The sequence below is a fragment of the Streptomyces olindensis genome (assembly GCF_040645895.1).
Classification (GTDB): domain Bacteria; phylum Actinomycetota; class Actinomycetes; order Streptomycetales; family Streptomycetaceae; genus Streptomyces; species Streptomyces olindensis.
This window is the reverse complement of sequence record NZ_JBEYZD010000042.1, coordinates 29,517-50,085: the sequence shown is the minus strand read 5'-3', so window position 1 is coordinate 50,085 and position 20,569 is coordinate 29,517. Positions and strand designations below refer to the sequence as shown.

Here is a 20,569-nt window from a genome sequence, read left to right as displayed (position 1 = left end):
CGATGATCACTGGACGCCGTACGGCCACGGTGGCCGCCACGCTCGTCGCCCTGCTGGCGGCCGGCATGAGCGGGGTACCCGCCGCCGGGAAGGCGGTCGCCTCGGGTGCGGCCACGGGCAAGAACGACGATGCCCCGGCGCTGAGCATGGCCGACGCCCGGGCGAAGGCCGCGAAGTCGGGCAAGCCGGTCGAGATCCTCAGCCTGCGTGACGAGCGCAGCACCACCGTCGCCAACTCGGACGGGACGTTCACCAGCACCGAGTACGTGCAGCCCGTCCGGGTGCGGCAGAACGGCACGTGGACGGAGATCGACACCACCCTGGTCAAGCAGAAGAACGGCACCTTCGCGCCGAAGGCCGCGCTGACCGCGATGAGCTTCTCCGGCGGTGGTGACACCACCTTCGCCGAGATCGAGAAGGACGGCCGAACGCTCGCCCTGAACTGGCAGGACGAGCTGCCCGAGCCCAAGACGGACGGTTCGACCGCCACGTACACCGATGTCCTTCCGGGCGTCGATCTCAAGGTGACGGCGAGCGCCGAGGGCTTCTCGCACGTCCTGGTCGTCAAGAACGCGGAAGCCGCGGCCGACCCCGATCTGGCCACGTTGGAACTGCAGGTCGACACGTCCTCGCTCGAGCTGTCGGAGACGGCGGGCGGCGGACTGACGGCAACCGACAGCGCAGCCGGGGGAGCCGTCTTCGAGGCGCCGCAACCCGTGATGTGGGACTCCAGCGAGGGATCGGGCGAAGCTGCGGAGCCCACAGCTCCCGCAACGGCGGGTGGAGAAACGGTCACCCCGCCTGACGGCGCCCAGGTGGCCGATGTCGCCGTGGATCTCGAACCCGGCACCATGACCCTCACACCGGACGCGAGCATGCTCGCCGACGCGGACACCGTCTATCCGGTCTACATCGACCCCGTGGTCAAGACGGCGAACCGCACCGGCTGGACCATGGTGTCGTCGCACTATTCGACCGCCGAGTTCTGGAAGTTCGGGGACGACGAGGGTGTGGGGCGATGCCCCTCCGACGTGTCGTACCGCTGCTCCAGCAACAGCGACGTCAAGCGTCAGTTCTTCGCCCTGCCGACCGGCGCTTTCAAGGGCAAGGACATCGTCAGCGCCGAGTTCGCCGTGACCATGGTGCACACCTACAGCGACTCCGGGCGTGAGGTGCAGCTGGCCCGGGTCAACAGCACGGGCGCGAGCGCGATCAACTCGTCGACGAACTGGTCCAACCAGCCTTCCTCGAAGGAGACGGTCGCTTCCAAGTCGCCGACGAACCCGGCGGGCTCGTGCACCTCGACCAACCAGAACGTGCGCTTCGGCGTGACGGGCACTGTCCAGAAGGCCGCCGACAGCGGATGGGACACCACGACCTTCCGCCTCAAGGCCGGAAGCGAATCCGACACCTCGTACTGGAAGCGCTTCTGCGGCAACGCGCATCTCTCCGTGACCTACAACCGGCCACCGCTGCGCCCTGACCAGGACGACCTGAACATGACGCCCGGCGACACGTGCGAGTACGGGCGGGCCACCGAGCACTACGTGACCAGGGCACCGACCTTGTACGCCGTGATCAAGGACTACGACCACGGTGACCTCGGGTCCAACTCGGAGGAGCTGCAGGCCGAGTTCAAGGTGTGGTGGACCAACAGCTCCGGGACGGAGGTCGTCCGCTACGCCAAGACGGGCAAGAAGAGCACGGCCGACGCGAGCAGGGACGGGCAGACCGGCCAGGCGACCTTCAAGTACACCGTCGGGTCCGATCTGTCGACCGACGAACACGCCGGCTTCTCCCTCCCCAAGAACACGGTCATCGGCTGGGCGGTCCGTGGCTATGACCAGAAGGCTTCAGGGCCTTGGTCCAGCGACGGTGACCAGACTCGGTGCGAGTTCATCTTCGACGACACCAAGCCTCAGTCCGCCGCGGTCACGTCGCCCCAGTACCCGAGCGACGACGAGTGGCACGCCGGTGTCGGCGACTACGGCGACTTCACCATGGACTCGCCGGCCGCCGACGTGACCCAATACAGGTACTACTTCTCGGGCCCCCAGGCGGACACCGCGCGGAAGACGGTGGAACCTCGGTCCGTCGGTGGCCCGGTCACCATCCGCTGGATGCCGCCGGCCGAGGGTTCATACACCCTGCACGTCACCGCCGTGGACGGCGCGGGCAACCCGCAGAAGACACCGACGAGCCATGTCTTCCTGGTCAGTGACGGCCGGGCACCGGTGGCCGCCTGGACGCTCGGTGACGCCAAGAACTCCGCGAAGGCCGCAGGCAGCAGTGGAGCGCCCGACGCCACCGCCGGATCGGGAGTGACGTTCGGATCGGCCGGTCCTCTGGGCTCCACCGACACTGCGGCTTCACTGGACGGAACCGAGAACGCCTCTCTCGATGCCGGCGCACCCGCCGTCGACACCAGTGACACCTTCTCCGTGAGCGCCTGGGTCATGCTGCCCTCGCTGCCCACTCAGAACGTCACCGTCGTCAGCCAGGACGGCACCGCACAGGCCGGCTTCGAGCTGGGGTACGACGTCGACACGTCGTCGTGGACCTTCCGCACCCCGGTGAGCGACATCGAATCGCTCGGCTCGTGGAAGGTCTCCGGTGCGGCCGCCGTGGCCGGCAGCTGGACGCACCTCATCGGGGTGTACGACGCCGAACTCGGCAAGATGATGCTGTACGTCAACGGTGTACTCGTGGCCGACGACGTCCAGGCACGCCACACGGCCTGGAACGCGTCAGGAGCGCTCCAGATCGGCCGCAAGATCGACCTCGGGGGATACACCAACCACCTCAAGGGCAGCGTGGCCGACGTCAAGCTGCACGACCGAGTGGTTCCGCCCACGGAGGGGCAGCAGCTCGGCGGTATCCGGCCCCACCAGCTCGCCTACTGGCAGCTGGACGAGGCGGCGGGAACCCTGTCTCCGGAGGCTGCGGGCGGTACCGGACTGACCCTCGGTGGAGGCGCCGCTGTCTATGTGCCGGACGACTCCTGTGACCCTGCCGCCGACCCCGAGTGTGTGCCACCCGCCGCACCGGTGTGGGGCGACGGCCACCTGGCCCTGAACGGCACCGGCGCCCATGCGACGCGACCCGCGGGACTGCTCACGGCACAGGACAGCTTCACGCTGACCACTCGGGCTCGACTCGCCTCGGCGAAGCCGGCGACGGACCAGACGGTGCTCGCACTGTCCGGCACCAGCGGCAGCATGATCAGGGTCAAGTACAGCGCCGCAGCAGCCCGCTGGCAGCTGGTGGCGACCGACGCCGGATCCACGACTCCGGTGACCGTGCTCGACCCGAACCGTGTGCCGAGTTCCCAGGGATCCGGCGACCACCTCGCGCTGGTCTACAACGCCGTCTTCGGTGAGGTGGTCCTCTACGTCAACGGCACCGCGGCAGGCAAGGCGGCGTGGGACAACACCTGGGACTTCAGCAAGGCGAGCCTCCAGGTCGGCCGGACCATGGCCGGAGCCACGGCCGGCGAGTACCTCTCCGGGGCCGTCGACGAGGTTCGCATGTACCAGGGCCCGCTCGACGCCGCGCTGATGGCGACGGTCTCGGTCCTGCCATCCGGCGCCAGCATCGAGGAATCCTCGGCCTGACACCTCATGTCTCGCGAGGCGGGCGGCTCGGTGGCCGCCCGCCCTGAGCACCCCTGCGCTCCGCTTCCCGCATCCCCCCGATCACTCCCTGGAGATGTCATGTCCTCGCCCCCATGGTTCCGGTCCGCGAGACCGGCTTGGCGCAGCGGCCGCCGCGGTGCGGCGGTGCTGCTCGGCCTGGCGCTCTCGATAGGCCTGCTTCCGCAGAACGCCCCCGAGGCCGCGGCCGACGAGGGCATGAAGAGGCCCGAGGCGCAGACGGACCTGGACGATCCCGTGCGGGGGCGGAACGCCACGCCGAAGGATTTCAAGAAGACCGACCAGGCCGAGAAGGCGGCGGTCCGGCGGCCCGACGAGGTCCGCTGGCCCGAGGCCGGCAGCGCCGAGGTGCGGCTGTCCGGCAAGGCGGTCAAAGCTCAGGGGCTGCCGCTGAAGGCGGCCGTGGCGAAGGGGAAGAAGGCCGCGCGGGCCGTACGCGTCGAGGTGCTAGACCGCATGGTGTCCAAGGCTGCCGGCATCGACGGCGTCCTGTTCACCGTGGCCCGCACCGACGGTGAGGCAGCCAAGGGCGCGACTCGTGTCACGCTGGACTACTCGGACTTCTCGGGAGCCTACGGCGGTGGCTACGGCTCCCGTCTCCGCCTCGTCCAGTACCCGGCGTGCTTCCTGACGACGCCGAAGCAGAAGAACTGCTCCACGCCGACGTACCTGGAGAGTGACAACGACGCGGCGCAGGAGACGCTGACGGCTACCGTGAGCGCCGCGGGTGACACCTCCGGTGCCTCCCCTCAACTCCTCGACGCACCGTCGGCGGCCTCCTCCGGCACCGTGCTGGCGGCCGTCGCGAGCAGTGGTGGCGACGGGGGCGACTACAAGGCGACCGGCCTCTCCGCCTCGTCCGAATGGGGTGTCGACACCAGGTCGGGAGCCTTCACCTGGACGTACCCGTTGACCACGCCGCCGGTGCCCGGCGGGCTGCAGCCGAGTGTCGGACTGAGCTACAACTCCCAGTCCATCGACGGGCAGACGGCGACGACGAACAACCAGGGATCGTGGATCGGGCAGGGATTCTCCTACGAACCCGGTTACATCGAGCGCAGGTACAAGCCGTGTGCCGACGACGGTCACGACGACACCTTCGGTGACCAGTGCTGGGCGTACGACAACGCCACCCTCGCCCTGGCCGGCGGCACGTCCGGCGAACTCGTGAAGGACGACGCCACGGGCCAGTGGCGACTCGCCAACGACGACAACTCCAAGATCGAGCGCCTGACCGGCACCACCAACGGCGACGACAACGACGAGTACTGGAAGCTCACCACCACCGACGGCACCCAGTACTTCTTCGGCCAGAACCGGCTGCCGGGCTTCGCCTCGGGCAACGAGGAGACCGACTCCGTCTGGACCGTCCCCGTGTACGGCGACGACTCCGGCGAGCCCTGCTACAAGGCGACGTTCGCCGACGCCTACTGCTCCCAGGCCTGGCGCTGGAACCTCGACCACGTCATCGACCCGCACGGCAACGTCATGTCGTTCTTCTACGGCAAGGAGACGAACTACTACACGCAGGGTCTGAAGACGGCCGAGAACGGCAAGCCGTACATCCGCGGCGGTTACCTCAAGCGGATCGACTACGGCCAGCGCAAGGACAAGGTGTACTCCACCAAGCCCGCGGCACAGGTCGTCTTCACCACGGCGGAACGCTGCGTCGGCGCGGCGGCCGACTGTGAGCCGGGAGACCTGACGGACGCCACGGCAACCCGGTGGCCGGACGTGCCCTGGGACCAGAACTGCAAGGCGAGCACCAAGTGCGAGGGGCAGAACTCCCCCACCTTCTGGACCCGCAAGAAGCTGACGAAGATCGCCACCCAGATCCGCACCGGTGACGCGACCTACAGCCCGGTCGACGAGTGGAGCCTCGCTCAGATCTTCACCGACAACGGCGACGGGTCCAAGTCGCTGTGGCTCGACGGCATCGACCACACCGGCAAGGTCGGCACGGATGCCTCCCTTCCATCCGTGAAGCTCTACGGCAAGCAGCTTCCCAACCGCGTCGACAAGACCGGCGACAACATCCAGCCCTTCCACCGTTTCCGCCTGTCGGGAGTCGAGAACGAAACAGGCGGGGCGCTCAGCGTCAGTTACGCGCCCACCGAGTGCACGCCGACGAGCCTGCCCGCCGAGGACTCCTCGACCAAGCGTTGCTTCCCGGTCAAATGGAACCCGCCGGGTGAAGAGGACCCGATCCTCGACTGGTTCCACAAGTACGTCGTCGAGTCCGTCACCGAAACCGACCTGACCGGCGGCAACCCCGACCGGATCACGTCCTACACGTACGTCGGAGGCGCGGGCTGGCGCAAGAGCAAGGCCGACGGCATCACGAAGGCGGAGTACCGCACCTGGGGCGACTGGCGTGGTTACGGCAGAGTACGCGTCGTCACCTCGCAGGGCACCAATTCTCCTTCCAACACCAAGACCGAGCACGTCTTCTTCCGCGGTCTCCACGGTGACGTGAACGCGAGCGGCGCCACGCGCTCCGCCTCGGTCACCGACTCGAACGGAACCTCGTACGAGGACACGGAGTGGAAGGCCGGCCAGGAACTCGAAACGCTCACCTATGACGGCGCCGACGTCACCGAGAAGTCGGTGGCGGTGCCGTGGACCGCGGTGACGGCCACGAGCGTCAAGGACTGGGGCACGCGCAGGGCTCGCTACGTCGCGAACGGTGCGACCGACACCTACGTCGCCCTCGCCATCGGCGGCTGGCGCCGGACCAGGGCCACCACCCAGTACGACTCGAAGACCGGACGGGCCCGCCAAGTCGACGACTACGGCGAGGTCGGCGTCGCGGACAACCAGTGCATCCGCACCGAGTACGCGGACAGCGAGAGCCGGCACATGTACGCGTACGTCTCGCGGGTGGAGAAGGTCAGCGTCGAGTGCGGGGTTACTCCCGACCGGAGCACTCAGGTCATCTCGGATGACCTGAGCTTCTACGACGGCTCCACCACACTGGGCGCGGCTCCCGTCAAGGGCGACGTGACCACGACCAAGCGCCTGGAGTCGCACAGCGGTACGACGGCGACCTACCAGACGACCGCCGTCACGACATACGACGACTTCGGCCGCCCGCTGGTGGTGAAGGACGCGGAAACGGCTTCGTCCCCGACGGAGTACGCCTCGTCGACCACCTACACGGAGACTTACGGTCTCGCCACCAAGTCCGTGGTGACCAACAGAGCCGGCTGGACGGCCACGACCGAGTACAAGCCGCACTGGGGCGTGCCCTCCGTCAAGATCGATCAGAACAACCGTCGCACCGAGCTCGCGTACGACGGGCTGGGCCGTCTGACGTCGGTCTGGCTCCCGGACCGCATCGGCGCGAGCGCGTCGATCAAGTACGAGTACCTGGTGCGCGGGAGCACCGGCGCGACCGCCGTGCACACCCAGAAGATCGAGAAGGGTGGCCAGTCGTACGGCAGTGAGTGGACGCTGTACGACGGTCTGCTGCGGCCCCGGCAGGAGCAGACCGAGGGGCCGGCCGGCGGCCGCATGGTCGCCGACACCCTTTACGACGGTTCCAACCGTGTGGTGGAGGTCAATGACACCTACTACGCCGCGGGTGCACCGTCCGCGCAGCTCTTCCAACCGGTCAACGCGGACCTCACCGGCCAGACGGTGACCGAGTACGACGGAGCCGGCAGAGTCACCGCCTCGATCTTCAACGTGCAGGGGGAGGAGAAGCACCGTACGACCTATGTCCACGGTGGGGACCGGGTCACCATCACCCCGCCGGCGGGCGGCACGAAGACGACGGTCGTGAAGGACGCCCGCGAGCACACCACCACCCAGATCCAGTACCCGCAGGGTGGCGACGCGGTCACCACGTCCTACGGCTACACCCCTGCCGGTCAGCTGCAGAAGGTGACGGACGACGCCGGGAACGCGTGGATCTACACCTACGACCAGCTGGGCCGCAAGAAGAAGGCGGTCGACCCGGACACGGGCACGGCGGAGTTCACCTACGACGCCCTGGACCGCCAGACGTCCGTGACGGTCAACGGCAACAAGACGTCCACCAAGTACGACGTGCTGGGCCGCGCCGAGTCCACCTGGCAGGGGGAGCCGAACACCGGCACCAGGCTGTCCCTGACGAAGTACGACACGGTGGCCAAGGGCGAGCTCTACGGCGTCTACAGCTACAAGGAAGGCGCGGTCCACTCGTCGGTCACCTACCCGACCCTCGACGCGGCCAACGACTACAAGCCGGTCTCGACGAAGTATTTCCTGTCGAAGACCGCCGAGCCGCAGCTGGGCGGGACGTACGAGTTCACCGCCCAGTACAACGACGACGGCACCGTGCAGGGGCAGGGCCTGCCCGCGGCGGGTGACCTGCCCGCCGAGGCCCTCGGCTACACGTACGACGAACTGCAGCGGCCGACTGGCCTGAACACCTCGCTGGGCGGACTCAAGTACGTCACGGGCGTGTCCTACTCGCCGACGTCCGACCTGGAACAGGTGGAACTCTTCACGGGCGAGTCCACAGCCAAGAAGACCTGGCTGAACAACACGTTCGAGGCGGGCACGCACCGCCTGGCCAACACGAGTGTCAGGGTCGAGGGCGCGTCCAGCGCGGCCTACGACGCGGACTTCACGTACAACTCCGTCGGTGACGTCCTCTCGATCGCGGACACGCCCAACGGCGGCGCGAGCGACGTGCAGTGCTTCACGTACGACGGGCTGCGGCGACTCACCGACGCGTGGACCTCGTCGGTGGCCTCCAACGGGGCCAGGGGCACCGGCAGTGCCGATGCGGCCTGTGCATCGGCGGCGTCTCCTTCGACGGTCGGCGGTGTGTCGCCGTACTGGACGGAATACGGCTACGACGCGATCGGCAACCGGAAGAGCGAGACGCGGCACGGCCTGAACGGGTCCCCGACCTCGACCCGGACGTACACGTACGGAGAGAAGTCGGGCCCCAACGGCACGAACTCCGGCCCTCACACGGTGTCGTCGGTCGTGAAGAAGACAGCGGCCACCAGCACGACGCCCGAGGTCACCTCTCAGGACACCTACACCTACGACGTCACGGGCAACACCAAGACCCGTGTCCTCAACGGTGATACGCAGTCGCTGGACTGGGACAAGCAAGGTGAGCTGACGAAGGTCACCAACGCCGACGGCACGGTGACGCAGTACACCTACGACGCGTCGGGTGAACGGATCCTCCGGGACACCTCCAAGGAGAAGACGTTCTACCTGCCGGGCATGGAGCTGCACCTGGACAAGGCGACGTCGAAGGTGACGACGACGCGCTACTACTCGTTCGGCAGCATGCAGATCGCCATGCGGGACGCGTCCGGTGTCCACTTCCTCGCGTCGGACCATCAGGGAACGGCCCAACTGGCGATCAATGCCAAGACGGGCGACACCACGCGCCGCCGCACGGACCCGTTCGGCAACCCGCGTGACGAGTCGACGTCGTCGGCCTCCTCTGCCGCGTGGGTCAACGACAAGGGCTTCGTGGGTGGCACGGTCCAGAAGAGCACGGGCCTGACCACACTCGGGGCACGGGACTACGACGCCGACACGGGCCGCTTCATCTCGGCGGACCCGATCATCGACTACACCGATCCGCAACAGATCAACGGTTACTCCTACAGCAACAACAACCCGGTCACCTTCTCGGACCCGAGCGGCCTGGCACCCGACGACTGCGTGAACGTCGGCATCACCTGCAGCCTGAACCGTGACGGCGGGTGGGACGTCAAGGCGACCGACACGTACTACACGTACTACGGCGTCAAGAAGCCGAAGGAGTCGCCGGCGCAGCACCGGGCGCGGCAGCAGCAGGCGCGGGCGGACGCAGCCAAGCAGCGTGCGATCGCCGTTGCCAAGGAGCTCGGGCAGATCATCGCGGACGAGCTGGGCATCACGGACGCGCTGGACTGCTTCACCACGGGCGCGTTGGGCTCCTGCGGGGCCACGGCGCTCAACGTGGTGTCGTCACTCGTGGCCGGCGGACCGCTGGCGCGGCTGGCCGCGAAGTACTGGAACAAGATGGACAAGGCCTGGGCCTTGATCAAACGCATCGGAGCCCTGAGCCGCAGGCTGTGGGAGAGCTTCCAGGACTGGCGTAAGAGCAGCAAGGCGGCGGACGAGGCCACGGAAGCCGTGACCTGCAAGGTGGGGAACAGCTTCACGCCAGACACCAAGGTGTTGATGGCCGACGGCTCCACCAAAAAGATCAAGGACGTCGACATCGGCGACAAGGTCTTGGCGACCGACCCGGTCACGGGCGAGACCAAGATCGAGACGGTCACGGCCGAGATCAAGGGCAAGGGCGTCAAGCACCTCGTCAAGATCACGGTGGACATCGACGGCAAGAAGGGCTCGAAGACGGCGTCGGTCACTGCGACGGATGGTCATCCGTTCTGGGTGCCGGAGCTGGGGGAGTGGGTCGATGCAACTGATCTGAAGGCCGGAGCATGGCTGCGGACCGGGACGGGGACGCGGGTCCAGGTCACTTCGGTGGAGCGGTGGACGGTCGGCTCGGCTGCCGTTCACAACCTCACGGTCAGTAATCTGCACACGTACTTTGTGCTCGCAGGAGCTACGCCAGTACTGGTGCACAATGATGGCGGCGAGCCTGTCACCGATGACTTCAACCGGGCACGGAATCAGGCTCTCGATTGGCTGAGTTCTCGCGGTTTCAGGGCCGAGAAAGTAACGCTGGGTAAGTTCGGGTCGATCAAGGGTAAGCCGATCGGCATGCAGACGGCTAACGGCAAAGTGGGCTTCCGAATAGAATTCGATGATCGAAGCGGGGCTCATATCAATGTATGGGCAGGTAAGGAAAAAGGTCCGCACTTCCAGTTCAAGGCCACTGAGGCGACCGTGACCAAACTTCAGGGTCTGCATGGATGCGGTTGAGGGAGGATTCGGGTTGTCTGGTGACTACTGGGAAGAGGAGGTGTTCTCCGTGCCGCCTCTGGCTTCCCTGGAGAGAACGAGCGCGTCAGAAGTGTTCGACTGGCTGGAACTCCAATTCCCGTTCGTTGGGGGCAAGATTGACTGGGGTCGCGTGGATGGGCTGCATCGTCATTGGAGAATCGAAGATGAGCAGCTTCTCGCGATGAGTGCGTCCAGGGAAATCTGCGTACGAACCAGGCCGGGCTCTGTTGTAGACCACGTGGGAGACGGAGTCTCGCCCTACGGCGTGCGTTTCTCTGACAATGAGGCAGCTTCGGTTACTGCCGCCCTTCTCGAGGTGCCAGAGCATCATTACTTCCTGGGAGAAGATCGAGCGTGGATCGTGGTGGTCTCCTTCGAAGGAGACCTGGATGTTTTGGATCGGGGTGGCGCGTAATCGCGAGCAAGTCGCTGGGGCCCACCGCAAATCGGTGGGTCCCAGCGGGCCTTTGCGAGTCGCGTACCCGCTCGGCGTATCCCTCAGCTGATCAGGCCCAACTCCCGCGCGATCAGCATCCGCTGGACCTCGCTCGTGCCCTCGCCGATCTCCAGGATCTTGGAGTCGCGCCACATGCGGGCGACCGGGTACTCGTTCATGAAGCCGTAGCCGCCGTGGATCTGGGTGGCCTCGCGGGCGTTGTCGACCGCGATGGTGGAGGAGTGGAGCTTGGCCAGGGCCGCCTCCTTCTTGAAGGGTTCGCCGGCGACCAGGCGGGCCGCCGCGTCGCGCCAGGCCAGGCGCGCCGTGTGGGCCTTCATCTCCATGTCGGCGATCTTGAACTGGATCGCCTGGTTCGCGGCGATCGGCCTGCCGAAGGCGTGGCGCTCCTTGGCGTACTTGACCGACTCGTCGACGCAGCCCTGAGCGAGGCCCGTCGCCAGGGCCGCGATCGCGATGCGGCCCTCGTCCAGGATGCGCAGGAACTGGGCGTAGCCGCGGCCCTCCTCGCCCAGGAGGTTCGCCGCCGGGACGCGGACGTCCGAGAAGGACAGCTCGCGGGTGTCCGAGGCGTTCCAGCCGACCTTCGAGTACGGCGCCGCGATCGTGAAGCCCGGGGTGCCGGACGGGACGATGATCGAGGAGATCTGCGGCTTGCCGTCCGGGGTGCGGCCCGTGACCGCGGTGACCGTCACCAGGCCCGTGATGTCCGTGCCCGAGTTGGTGATGAAGCACTTCGTGCCGTTGATGACCCACTCGTTCGTCGACGTGTCCAGGCGGGCCGTCGTGCGCGTCGCGCCCGCGTCGCTGCCGCCGTCCGGCTCCGTCAGGCCGAACGCGCCGAGGAGTTCGCCCGAGCAGAGGCGGGGGAGCCACTCCCGCTTCTGGGCCTCGGTGCCGTAGCGGTAGAGGGGCATCGCGCCGAGCGAGACGCCGGCTTCGAGCGTGATGGCGACCGAGGAGTCGACCCGCGCCAGTTCCTCCAGGGCCACGCCGAGGGCCAGGTAGTCGCCGCCCATGCCGCCGTACTCCTCGGGGAACGGCAGGCCGAACAGGCCCATGCGGCCCATCTCGCGGACGATCTCGTACGGGAACTCATGCCGCTCGTAGAAGTCGCCGATCTTCGGCGCCACCACCTCGTGCGCGAATTCCTCGACCGTGCGGCGGAGTTCCTCCAGCTCGGGGGAGAGACGGTAATCCATCGTGATCACTGCTCCTCGGTGTCCTCGTGGGACAGGGCTCGGACGGTGCGGGACGGGCTGGGTCGGCCCAATTGGGCGGCCATCCACGCGCTCGTGGCGACGAGGCGGCCGAGGTCGATGCCGGTGTCGATGCCGAGGCCCCGCAGCATCCACACGAGGTCTTCGGTGGCGAGGTTCCCGGTCGCCGACTTGGCGTACGGGCAGCCGCCCAGGCCGCCCGCGGAGGCGTCGACCGTCGTCACGCCCTGCTGGAGCGCCGCGAGCGTGTTGGCGAGCGCCTGGCCGTAGGTGTCGTGGAAGTGGACGCCGAGGGCGGCCGGGGGGATGCCCGCCTCGTCGAGGGCGGCGAGGAGTGCGATGACGTGGCCCGGGGTCGCGACGCCGATCGTGTCGCCGAGGCTCAGTTCGTCGCAGCCCATGTCCATCAGAGCCCGGCAGACCCGCACGACCTGCGGGATCGGGACCGGGCCCTCCCACGGGTCGCCGAAGCACATGGAGAGATAGCCGCGGACGTGGACCGACGCCGCCTTCGCCCGGCTCACCACCGGGTCGAACATCGCCAGGGCCTCGTCCACCGTGCGGTTGAGGTTGGCCTTGGCGAAGGACTCCGTGGCACTGGCGAAGACCGCGACCCTGCTCGCTCCCAGGGCCAGGGCGCGGTCCAGGCCCCTCTCGTTCGGCACGAGGACCGGGAGGGCCACCGGGAGATCGCCGACGAGCGGGTACAACTGCTCCGCGTCCGCCAGTTGGGGGACCCACTTGGGGTGGACGAAGCTCGTCGCCTCGATCGTCGTCAGGCCCGCGTCGGCCAGGCGGCGGATGAACTCCGCCTTGACCTCCGTCGGGACCGTCGCCTTCTCGTTCTGCAGGCCGTCGCGCGCTCCCACCTCGTGGATGCGGACGCGGCTGGGGAGGTCCCCGGCCGGGACGGACATCGGGAGCCCCGGGACTGTCATTCCGTCGCCTCCTCGTTCGGTGCGATGACCGCCAGGACCTGGTCCATGGCGACCGTGCTGCCGGGCGACACGTCCAGCTCGGTGACCTTGCCGGCGTGCGGGGCGGAGATGACGTGCTCCATCTTCATCGCCTCCACCACCAGCAGGCTCTGACCGGCGCTCACCTCGTCGCCGACGGCGACCTTGACGACGGTCACCGTGCCGGGCATGGGCGCGGTGAGCGAGTCGGCGCCCGCCTGGCCCGCGCGGGTCAGGGACGCGGCCACCGGGTCGTGGTCGCGGACGTGCCAGGCGTCGCCGTCGCGGCCGAGCCAGTCGGCGGCGCGGTGGAAGGTGTGCCGGACGCCGTCCAGGGTCACCGCGACCCGGTCGTCGGTGACCGTGGCCGTGCCGCGCGGGGTGTACTCCAGCGGCTCCTGCACCCGCAGCGGGAAGGCGGGTGGCCTCCGGGCGCCGCCCAGGCGCCAGCCGCTCGGGACCGAGAAGGGGTCCGTCCAGCCGCCCGGCCGGGGCGTCAGCCCTTCCAGGCGTACGGCCGCCGCCGCCTCGTAGACCTCCTCGGGGACGTCCGTGGGGACCAGGTCCTCCACCGCGCGCTCGACCAGGCCGGTGTCCATGTCGCCGGAGACCACCGCGGGGTGGGCGAGCAGGCGGCGCAGGAAACCGGCGTTGGTCTGCACCCCGAGCGTGACCGTCTCCGCCAGGGCCGCGCGGAGCTTGCGCAGGGCGGTCGCGCGGTCCGGGCCGTACGCGATGACCTTGGAGAGCATCGGGTCGTAGAGGCTGCCGACCTCCGTGCCCTCCGTGAGGCCCGAGTCGGTGCGGATGCCGTCGCCCTGGGGCTCGCGCAGCCTCAGGACCCGGCCGCCGGAGGGGAGGAAGCCGCGGGCCGGGTCCTCGGCGCAGATCCGGGCCTCCACCGCGTGGCCGGTCAGCCGTACGTCCTCCTGGGTGAAGCCGAGGGGTTCCCCGGCCGCGACCCGCAGCTGCCACTCGACCAGGTCCAGGCCCGTGATCAGCTCCGTGACCGGGTGCTCCACCTGGAGACGGGTGTTCATCTCCATGAAGTAGTACGACGACGGGTCCGTGCCCGGGACGATGAACTCCACCGTGCCCGCGCCCCGGTAGCCGCAGGAGCGGGCCGCCTGGACCGCCGCCTCGCCCATCGCGGCACGCGTCGCCTCGTCGAGGAGCACGCTCGGCGCCTCCTCGATGATCTTCTGGTGGCGGCGCTGCAGGGAGCACTCGCGCTCGCCGAGGTGCACCACGTTGCCGTGGCCGTCGGCCAGGACCTGGATCTCGATGTGGCGGGGGCGGTCGATCCAGCGCTCCACGAGGAGCGTGTCGTCGCCGAAGGAGGCCCGGGCCTCGCGGCGGGCCGAGGCGATCTCGTCCTCCAGGCGGGTCAGGTCCCGGACCAGGCGCATGCCCTTGCCGCCGCCGCCCGCGCTCGGCTTCAGCAGCACGGGCGCGCCCAGCGCGCGGGCCGCCTCCGCCAGATCCGGGTCGCGGCCGCCGGGGACGACCGGCACTCCGGCGTCCCGGACCGTCTCCTTGGCGTGGATCTTGTCGCCCATCAGCGCGATCGCGTCCGCCGGTGGGCCGATGAAGACCAGGCCGGCCTCGGCGCAGGCGCGCGCGAAGGCGGCGTTCTCGGCGAGGAAGCCGTAGCCGGGGTGGACGGCCTGGGCGCCCGTGCGGACCGCAGCCTCCAGCAGGCGCTCCGCCGACAGGTAGCTCTCGGACGCCGGGGCCGGGCCGATCCGCACCGCCGTGTCCGCCTCGCGGACGTGCCGGGCGTCGGCGTCCGCGTCGGAGAAGACGGCCACCGAGCGCACGCCCATCGACCGCAGCGTCCGGATGACGCGTACGGCGATCTCGCCCCGGTTGGCCACCAGCACTGTCTCGAACATCGTCGTCCGTCCCCTCACATCCGGAAGACGCCGAACTGGGGGTCACCCAGGGGCGCGTTGGCGCACGCGGTCAGGGCCAGGCCCAGGACCTGGCGGGTGTCCAGCGGGTCGATCACCCCGTCGTCCCAGAGGCGGGCCGTCGCGTAGTAGGCATTCCCCTGGCGCTCGTACTGCGCACGGACCGGGGCCTTGAAAGCCTCCTCGTCCTCCGCCGGCCAGGACTCGCCGCGGGCCTCCAGCTGGTCCCGCTTGACGGTCGCGAGGACCGAGGCGGCCTGCTCGCCGCCCATGACCGAGATCTTGGCGTTCGGCCACATCCACAGGAAGCGGGGGGAGTACGCCCTGCCGCACATGGAGTAGTTGCCCGCGCCGTAGGAGCCGCCGACCACGACCGTCAGCTTCGGTACGCGCGTGCACGCCACGGCCGTGACCATCTTGGCGCCGTGCTTGGCGATGCCGCCCGCCTCGTAGTCCTTGCCGACCATGAACCCGGAGATGTTCTGCAGGAACACCAGCGGGATGCCGCGCTGGTCGCACAGCTCGATGAAGTGGGCGCCCTTCTGGGCGGACTCGGAGAACAGGATGCCGTTGTTGGCGACGATGCCCACCGGATGGCCGTGGATCCGGGCGAAGCCCGTGACCAGGGTCTGGCCGAACTCGGACTTGAACTCGGCGAAACGGGAGCCGTCGACGACCCGGGCGATGATCTCGCGCACGTCGTACGGGGTGCGGGAGTCGACCGGGACCGCGCCGTAGAGGCCCTGCGGGTCGACCTTGGGCTCGATGGCCTGCGTGACCTCCCAGGGGAGGGGGCCTCGGGCGGGGAGGGTGGAGACGATCGTGCGGACGATGCGCAGCGCGTGCGCGTCGTTCTCCGCGAGGTGGTCCGTGACGCCCGAGACGCGGGAGTGGACCTCGCCGCCGCCCAGCTCCTCCGCCGTGACGACCTCGCCGGTGGCCGCCTTCACCAGGGGTGGGCCGCCGAGGAAGATCGTGCCCTGGTTGCGGACGATCACCGCCTCGTCGCTCATCGCCGGGACGTACGCGCCGCCGGCCGTGCACGAGCCGAGGACCGCGGCGATCTGGGGGATGCCGGCGCCGGACATGCGGGCCTGGTTGTAGAAGATCCGCCCGAAGTGGTCCCGGTCGGGGAAGACCTCGTCCTGCATGGGGAGAAACGCGCCGCCGGAGTCCACCAGGTAGACGCAGGGGAGGCGGTTGTCGAGGGCGACCTCCTGGGCGCGGAGGTGCTTCTTGACCGTCATCGGGTAGTACGTGCCGCCCTTGACCGTGGCGTCGTTGGCGATGATCACCGCCTCGCGGCCGCTGACCCGGCCGATGCCGGCGATGACGCCGGCGGCCGGGGCCTGGCCCTCGTACATCCCGTCGGCCGCGAGCGGGGCCAGCTCCAGGAAGGGCGAGCCCGGGTCGAGGAGGGTGTCGACGCGGTCGCGGGGGAGCAGCTTGCCGCGGGCCGTGTGGCGGGCGCGGGCCTTCTCGCCGCCGCCCTGTGCGGCCGCGGCGAGCTTGGCGCGCAGCTCCTCCACGAGGGTGCGGTGCGCCTCCTCGTTGGCCCGAAAGGCCTCCGACGCGGGGTCTGCCGCGCTCGTGAGCTCCGGTGCCTCGTGCATCCTGCGGGTCCCCTCACTTGTTAATGAGCGTTAACGCATTTCCTTCAGGTTAACGAGCGCTAACCTCCCTGTCTAGAATTGATTTCATGGCCACGAGAACCGACGCCCCCACCCGCCGTGAGCAGATCCTCAAGGAGGCCGCGCGGCTGTTCGCCGAGCGGGGCTTCCACGGGGTCGGGGTCGACGAGATAGGCGCCGCGGTCGGGATCAGCGGGCCCGGGCTGTACCGGCACTTCGCGGGCAAGGACGCGATGCTCGCGGAGCTGCTGGTGGGGATCAGCGGGCAGTTGCTGACCGGGGCGAAGCGGCGGGTGGCGGAGGCGGACGGGGGTGGGGCGGAGGGGTTGCTGGACTCGCTGATCGAGGGGCACATCGACTTCGCGCTGGACGACCGGCCCCTGATCACCCTGCACGACCGGGAGCTGGATCGCCTCCGGGACAGTGACCGGAAGATGGTGCGGCAGCTGCAGCGGCAGTATGTGGAGCTGTGGGTGGGGGTGGTGCGGGAGGTGTACCCCGGGTTGGGGGAGCCGGCGGCTCGGTCTGCCGTGCACTCGGTGTTCGGGTTGCTGAACTCGACGCCGCATCTGGGGAGGGCCGGGTCTCTGCCCGGGCGGGGGGCCACGGCGGAGTTGCTCCATCGGATGGCCCGGGGGGCGTTCGCGGCGGCGGGGGAGTAGGGGCTTTCTTCGCCCGCCCGTCCGACATGGTCGGCCAGGAGGCTGGGCTTGCCCTCCATGAGCCTCGCCCCACCCGCCTCTCACCCCCCTCCCGGCGTGACGAGCGTTACCCCGTCCGCTGTGCCCTCGCCCTGGACGCCCCTCGATACTCGCCGGTATCTTTGGCTGAGCAAGCGCTTAGACATGCGAAGTCGTGGAGGTGGCGGCGTGCGCCGTACGGTGTTCAATGAGGATCACGAGGCGTTCCGGGAGACCCTTCGCGCCTTCATCGAGGCCGAGGTCGTACCCGTGTACGACGAGTGGTTCGCGGCGGGTCAGGCGCCCCGCGACTTCTACTACAAGCTCGGTGAGCTGGGGATCTTCGGCATCAACGTGCCGGAGGAGTTCGGCGGCGCGGGCCTGGAGAGCCACAAGTTCGAGGCCGTGCTGTACGAGGAGACCGCTCGCGCCGGTGTCCAGTTCGGCGGCTCCGGCGTGCACGTGCTGCTCGCCCTGCCCTACATCAAGATGCTGGCGACGGACGAGCAGAAGAAGCGGTACCTGCCGAAGTTCGTCACCGGTGAGGAGATGTGGGCCATCGCGATGACGGAGCCGGGCACCGGTTCCGACCTCGCGGGCATGAAGTCCACCGCCAAGCTGAGTGAGGACGGGACTCATTACGTCCTCAACGGTGCCAAGACCTTCATCACCGGCGGCGTGCACGCCGACCGTGTGATCGTCTGCGCCCGCACCTCCGCCCCGACCGCCGAGGACCGCCGCCACGGCATCTCCCTCTTCGCCGTCGACACCAAGTCCGAGGGCTACTCCGTCGGCCGCAAGCTCGACAAGCTCGGCCTGAAGACCTCCGACACCGCCGAGCTGGCGTTCGTCGACGTCAAGGTGCCCGTCGAGGACCTCCTCGGCGAGGAGAACAAGGGCTTCTACTACCTCGGCCACAACCTGGCCTCCGAGCGCTGGGGCATCGCCTTCGGCGCTTACGCGCAGGCCAAGGCCGCCGTCCGCTTCGCCAAGCAGTACGTGCAGGAGCGCACCGTCTTCGGCAAGCCGGTCGCGCACTTCCAGAACACCAAGTTCGAGCTGGCCGCCTGCCAGGCCGAGGTGGACGCCGCCGAGGCCGTCGCGGACCGCGCGACCGAGGCCCTCGACGCCGGTGAGCTCACCCCCGCCGAGGCCGCCTCCGCGAAGCTGTTCTGCACCGAGGTCGCCCACCGCGTCATCGACCGCTGCCTCCAGCTGCACGGCGGCTACGGCTACATGAACGAGTACCCGATCGCCCGCCTGTACGCGGACAACCGCGTCAACCGCATCTACGGCGGCACCAGCGAGATCATGAAGTCGATCATCGCGAAGGACATGGGGCTGTAAGCCGGCCGTAGTCATTGGCCGGTACAACAGTTCTCATGAGCCAGGCACTTCAGGACCTCCTCGATCTGCTCGACCTGGAGCAGATCGAGGAGGACATCTTCCGCGGCCGGTCCCGGTCCGCCGTCGTCCCCAGGGTCTTCGGCGGGCAGGTCGCGGCGCAGGCGCTGGTCGCGGCCGGGCGGACGGTCCCCGAGGACCGGCCCGCGCATTCGCTCCACGCGTACTTCCTGCGCCCCGGCGACCCGGGCGCGCCCATCGTCTACACCGTCGACCGGATCCGCGACGGCCGCTCCTTCACCACCCGCCGGGTGGTCGCCGTCCAGCACGGCAAGCCGATCTTCCACCTGTCGGCGTCGTTCCAGGTGTACGAGGACGGGCTGGACCACCAGGAGCCGATGCCCGCCTCGCCCGATCCGGCGACGCTGCCCACCGGTGAGGAACGGCTGCACGGGTACGGGCACCTCGACCCGGTGGTGGTGGAGAAGTTCCTGGAGGCGCGTGCCGCCGTCGACCTGCGGTACGTCGACGAGCCGCCGTACGGGAAGTTCGGCGCACCCCGCGAGCCGCACTCGCAGGTGTGGTTCCGCACCAACGGCAAGCTCGCCGACGACCCGCTGCTGCACGTCGTCCTCGCCACGTACGTCTCCGACATGACGCTGCTCGACTCCGTGCTGCTCGCGCACGGCCGGGGCGGCTGGGCCGTCGGGGACGTCGTCGGGGCCTCGCTGGACCACGCGATGTGGTTCCACCGGCCGTTCCGCGCGGACGAGTGGCTGCTGTACGACCAGGAGTCCCCGTCCGCGTACGGCGGCCGGGGACTGGGCCAGGCCCGGATCTACACCCAGGACGGGCGGCTGGCCATCACGGTCATCCAGGAGGGCGTGGTCCGCGTCCCCCGTCAGCCGGGCCCGGGACCTAGCTGAGCCCCGCTTCCGCCAGCAGGTACGCCGTCATCGGGTCGTAGTGGCGGGGGCTGACCACGTGGTCGTCCAGGGGCACCGTCACCTGCACGGTGCCCTCCGCCTCCGCGATGAAGAGAGCCGGGTCGTTGCAGTCGGCGTAGCCCATGGAGTCCACGCCGTGCTGTCCCGCGTAGCCGGCCCAGCCGTGGTCGGCGACGACCAGGTCGGGCAGCGGGCGGCCCTCGCGCTCCAGGGCCGTCAGGATCGCCTTCATCGGTTCGCCCGAGTGGGTGTGCCAGAGGGTGGCGCCGTGCTCCAGGACCGCCACGTCCGCGAACTGCATGACGTAGCCCTCCTCCGTCGTCAGGCCGTCCGGGATGACGACGATCTCGCAGCCGGCCGCGCGCAGGGCCGCCGCGGTCGCGCGGTGCACGTCGAGCAGGCCGCCGGGGTGGCCCGTGGCGAACAGGACGCGCTGCTGGCCGTCCGCCGCCTTGCGCAGCCGCCCGGCCATCCGCTCCAGCCCGGCCACGGTCAGCTCCGGGTCGATGGTGTCCTGGCCGTACCGGTGCTCGGGGTCGTCGTTCACGCCGACCCGTTCCGCCATCACCGCGAGGACGTCCTGCTCGTCGCTCCAGCGGTCGCCGAGTTCCAGACCGAGCCAGTAGTGGCGGTCGCCGTTCGCCAGCTTGCGGTAGTGGGAGAGGTTGTTCTCGCGCGGGGTGGCGACGTCGCCCGCGATGCGCGTCCTGACGAGGTGCTCGACGAGTTCGGCGCGGCTGGGTGTCCCGGGTATCGGCATGGCACCCATTGTGAGGCAGCCCCCAGCGGCCGACCCTGGCGTATCGCACGCTGGGACGTGCGTCACGTACTCAGTGGGGCCCCGCTCACGTAC

11 protein-coding genes are annotated in these 20,569 nt (G+C 69.1%); 6 read left to right on the top strand and 5 right to left on the bottom strand.

The window, feature by feature from the left end:
• Positions 1-2: 2 nt before the first annotated feature.
• The 3 genes from ABZ948_RS25510 (at position 3) to ABZ948_RS25500 (ending at position 10,983) form a co-directional block, all read left to right on the top strand.
• Positions 3-3,614, top strand: coding sequence for a LamG-like jellyroll fold domain-containing protein (locus ABZ948_RS25510; RefSeq protein ID WP_359763198.1), 3,612 nt, complete (start codon positions 3-5; stop codon positions 3,612-3,614).
• Between the two features lie 99 nt (positions 3,615-3,713).
• Positions 3,714-10,547 carry an RHS repeat-associated core domain-containing protein gene (locus tag ABZ948_RS25505; protein WP_359763196.1) on the top strand — a complete coding sequence of 2,278 codons (6,834 nt, stop codon included), beginning with the start codon at positions 3,714-3,716 and terminating at the stop codon, positions 10,545-10,547.
• Positions 10,534-10,983 carry a hypothetical protein gene (locus ABZ948_RS25500; RefSeq protein WP_359763195.1) on the top strand — a complete coding sequence of 150 codons (450 nt, stop codon included), beginning with the start codon at positions 10,534-10,536 and terminating at the stop codon, positions 10,981-10,983. The genes ABZ948_RS25505 and ABZ948_RS25500 overlap by 14 nt, the downstream gene beginning before the upstream one ends.
• 83 nt (positions 10,984-11,066) lie before the next feature.
• Here the strand turns inward: ABZ948_RS25500 and ABZ948_RS25495 are convergent, their stop codons facing one another.
• The 4 genes from ABZ948_RS25495 to ABZ948_RS25480 are packed head-to-tail and all read right to left on the bottom strand — an operon-like array spanning position 11,067 to position 16,727.
• On the bottom strand, positions 11,067-12,227 hold the full coding sequence (locus ABZ948_RS25495; protein WP_359763193.1) for an acyl-CoA dehydrogenase family protein: 1,161 nt from the start codon (positions 12,225-12,227) through the stop codon (positions 11,067-11,069).
• A gap of 5 nt (positions 12,228-12,232) precedes the next feature.
• Positions 12,233-13,183, bottom strand: a complete 951-nt coding sequence (locus tag ABZ948_RS25490; RefSeq protein ID WP_359763191.1) for a hydroxymethylglutaryl-CoA lyase — start codon at positions 13,181-13,183, stop codon at positions 12,233-12,235.
• Positions 13,180-15,096: an acetyl/propionyl/methylcrotonyl-CoA carboxylase subunit alpha gene (locus ABZ948_RS25485; protein ID WP_359763189.1), complete on the bottom strand. Its 1,917-nt coding sequence runs from the start codon at positions 15,094-15,096 to the stop codon at positions 13,180-13,182. Before ABZ948_RS25485 ends, ABZ948_RS25490 begins: the two co-directional genes overlap by 4 nt.
• A gap of 14 nt (positions 15,097-15,110) precedes the next feature.
• The gene (locus tag ABZ948_RS25480) at positions 15,111-16,727 is read right to left on the bottom strand and encodes a carboxyl transferase domain-containing protein (protein WP_359763187.1); all 1,617 of its coding nucleotides are present in this window, start codon (positions 16,725-16,727) and stop codon (positions 15,111-15,113) included.
• Between the two features lie 86 nt (positions 16,728-16,813).
• Here ABZ948_RS25480 and ABZ948_RS25475 point away from each other — a divergent pair, with 86 nt between their 5' ends.
• From ABZ948_RS25475 to ABZ948_RS25465, 3 genes are all read left to right on the top strand, one after another.
• Positions 16,814-17,407, top strand: coding sequence for an SACE_7040 family transcriptional regulator (locus tag ABZ948_RS25475; RefSeq protein ID WP_359763185.1), 594 nt, complete (start codon positions 16,814-16,816; stop codon positions 17,405-17,407).
• Positions 17,408-17,614: 207 nt separating this feature from the next.
• Entirely contained in the window at positions 17,615-18,772 is a 1,158-nt protein-coding gene (locus ABZ948_RS25470) for an acyl-CoA dehydrogenase family protein (protein ID WP_030241240.1), read from the top strand.
• A gap of 35 nt (positions 18,773-18,807) precedes the next feature.
• Entirely contained in the window at positions 18,808-19,695 is an 888-nt protein-coding gene (locus ABZ948_RS25465) for an acyl-CoA thioesterase (RefSeq protein WP_359763184.1), read from the top strand.
• Here ABZ948_RS25465 and ABZ948_RS25460 read toward each other — a convergent pair.
• Positions 19,688-20,476, bottom strand: a complete 789-nt coding sequence (locus ABZ948_RS25460) for a phosphatase (RefSeq protein ID WP_359763183.1) — start codon at positions 20,474-20,476, stop codon at positions 19,688-19,690. The genes ABZ948_RS25465 and ABZ948_RS25460 overlap by 8 nt on opposite strands.
• Between the last annotated feature and the right edge of the window lie 93 nt (positions 20,477-20,569).

Bases quoted from the DNA above. Each gene is read 5' to 3' on its own strand.
- ABZ948_RS25510 (WP_359763198.1), top strand. From the start codon at position 3: ATGATCACTGGACGCCGTACGGCCACGGTGGCCGCCACGCTCGTCGCC.
- ABZ948_RS25505 (WP_359763196.1), top strand. From the start codon at position 3,714: ATGTCCTCGCCCCCATGGTTCCGGTCCGCGAGACCGGCTTGGCGCAGC.
- ABZ948_RS25500 (WP_359763195.1), top strand. From the start codon at position 10,534: ATGGATGCGGTTGAGGGAGGATTCGGGTTGTCTGGTGACTACTGGGAA.
- ABZ948_RS25495 (WP_359763193.1), bottom strand. From the start codon at position 12,227: ATGGATTACCGTCTCTCCCCCGAGCTGGAGGAACTCCGCCGCACGGTC.
- ABZ948_RS25490 (WP_359763191.1), bottom strand. From the start codon at position 13,183: ATGACAGTCCCGGGGCTCCCGATGTCCGTCCCGGCCGGGGACCTCCCC.
- ABZ948_RS25485 (WP_359763189.1), bottom strand. From the start codon at position 15,096: ATGTTCGAGACAGTGCTGGTGGCCAACCGGGGCGAGATCGCCGTACGC.
- ABZ948_RS25480 (WP_359763187.1), bottom strand. From the start codon at position 16,727: ATGCACGAGGCACCGGAGCTCACGAGCGCGGCAGACCCCGCGTCGGAG.
- ABZ948_RS25475 (WP_359763185.1), top strand. From the start codon at position 16,814: ATGGCCACGAGAACCGACGCCCCCACCCGCCGTGAGCAGATCCTCAAG.
- ABZ948_RS25465 (WP_359763184.1), top strand. From the start codon at position 18,808: ATGAGCCAGGCACTTCAGGACCTCCTCGATCTGCTCGACCTGGAGCAG.
- ABZ948_RS25460 (WP_359763183.1), bottom strand. From the start codon at position 20,476: ATGCCGATACCCGGGACACCCAGCCGCGCCGAACTCGTCGAGCACCTC.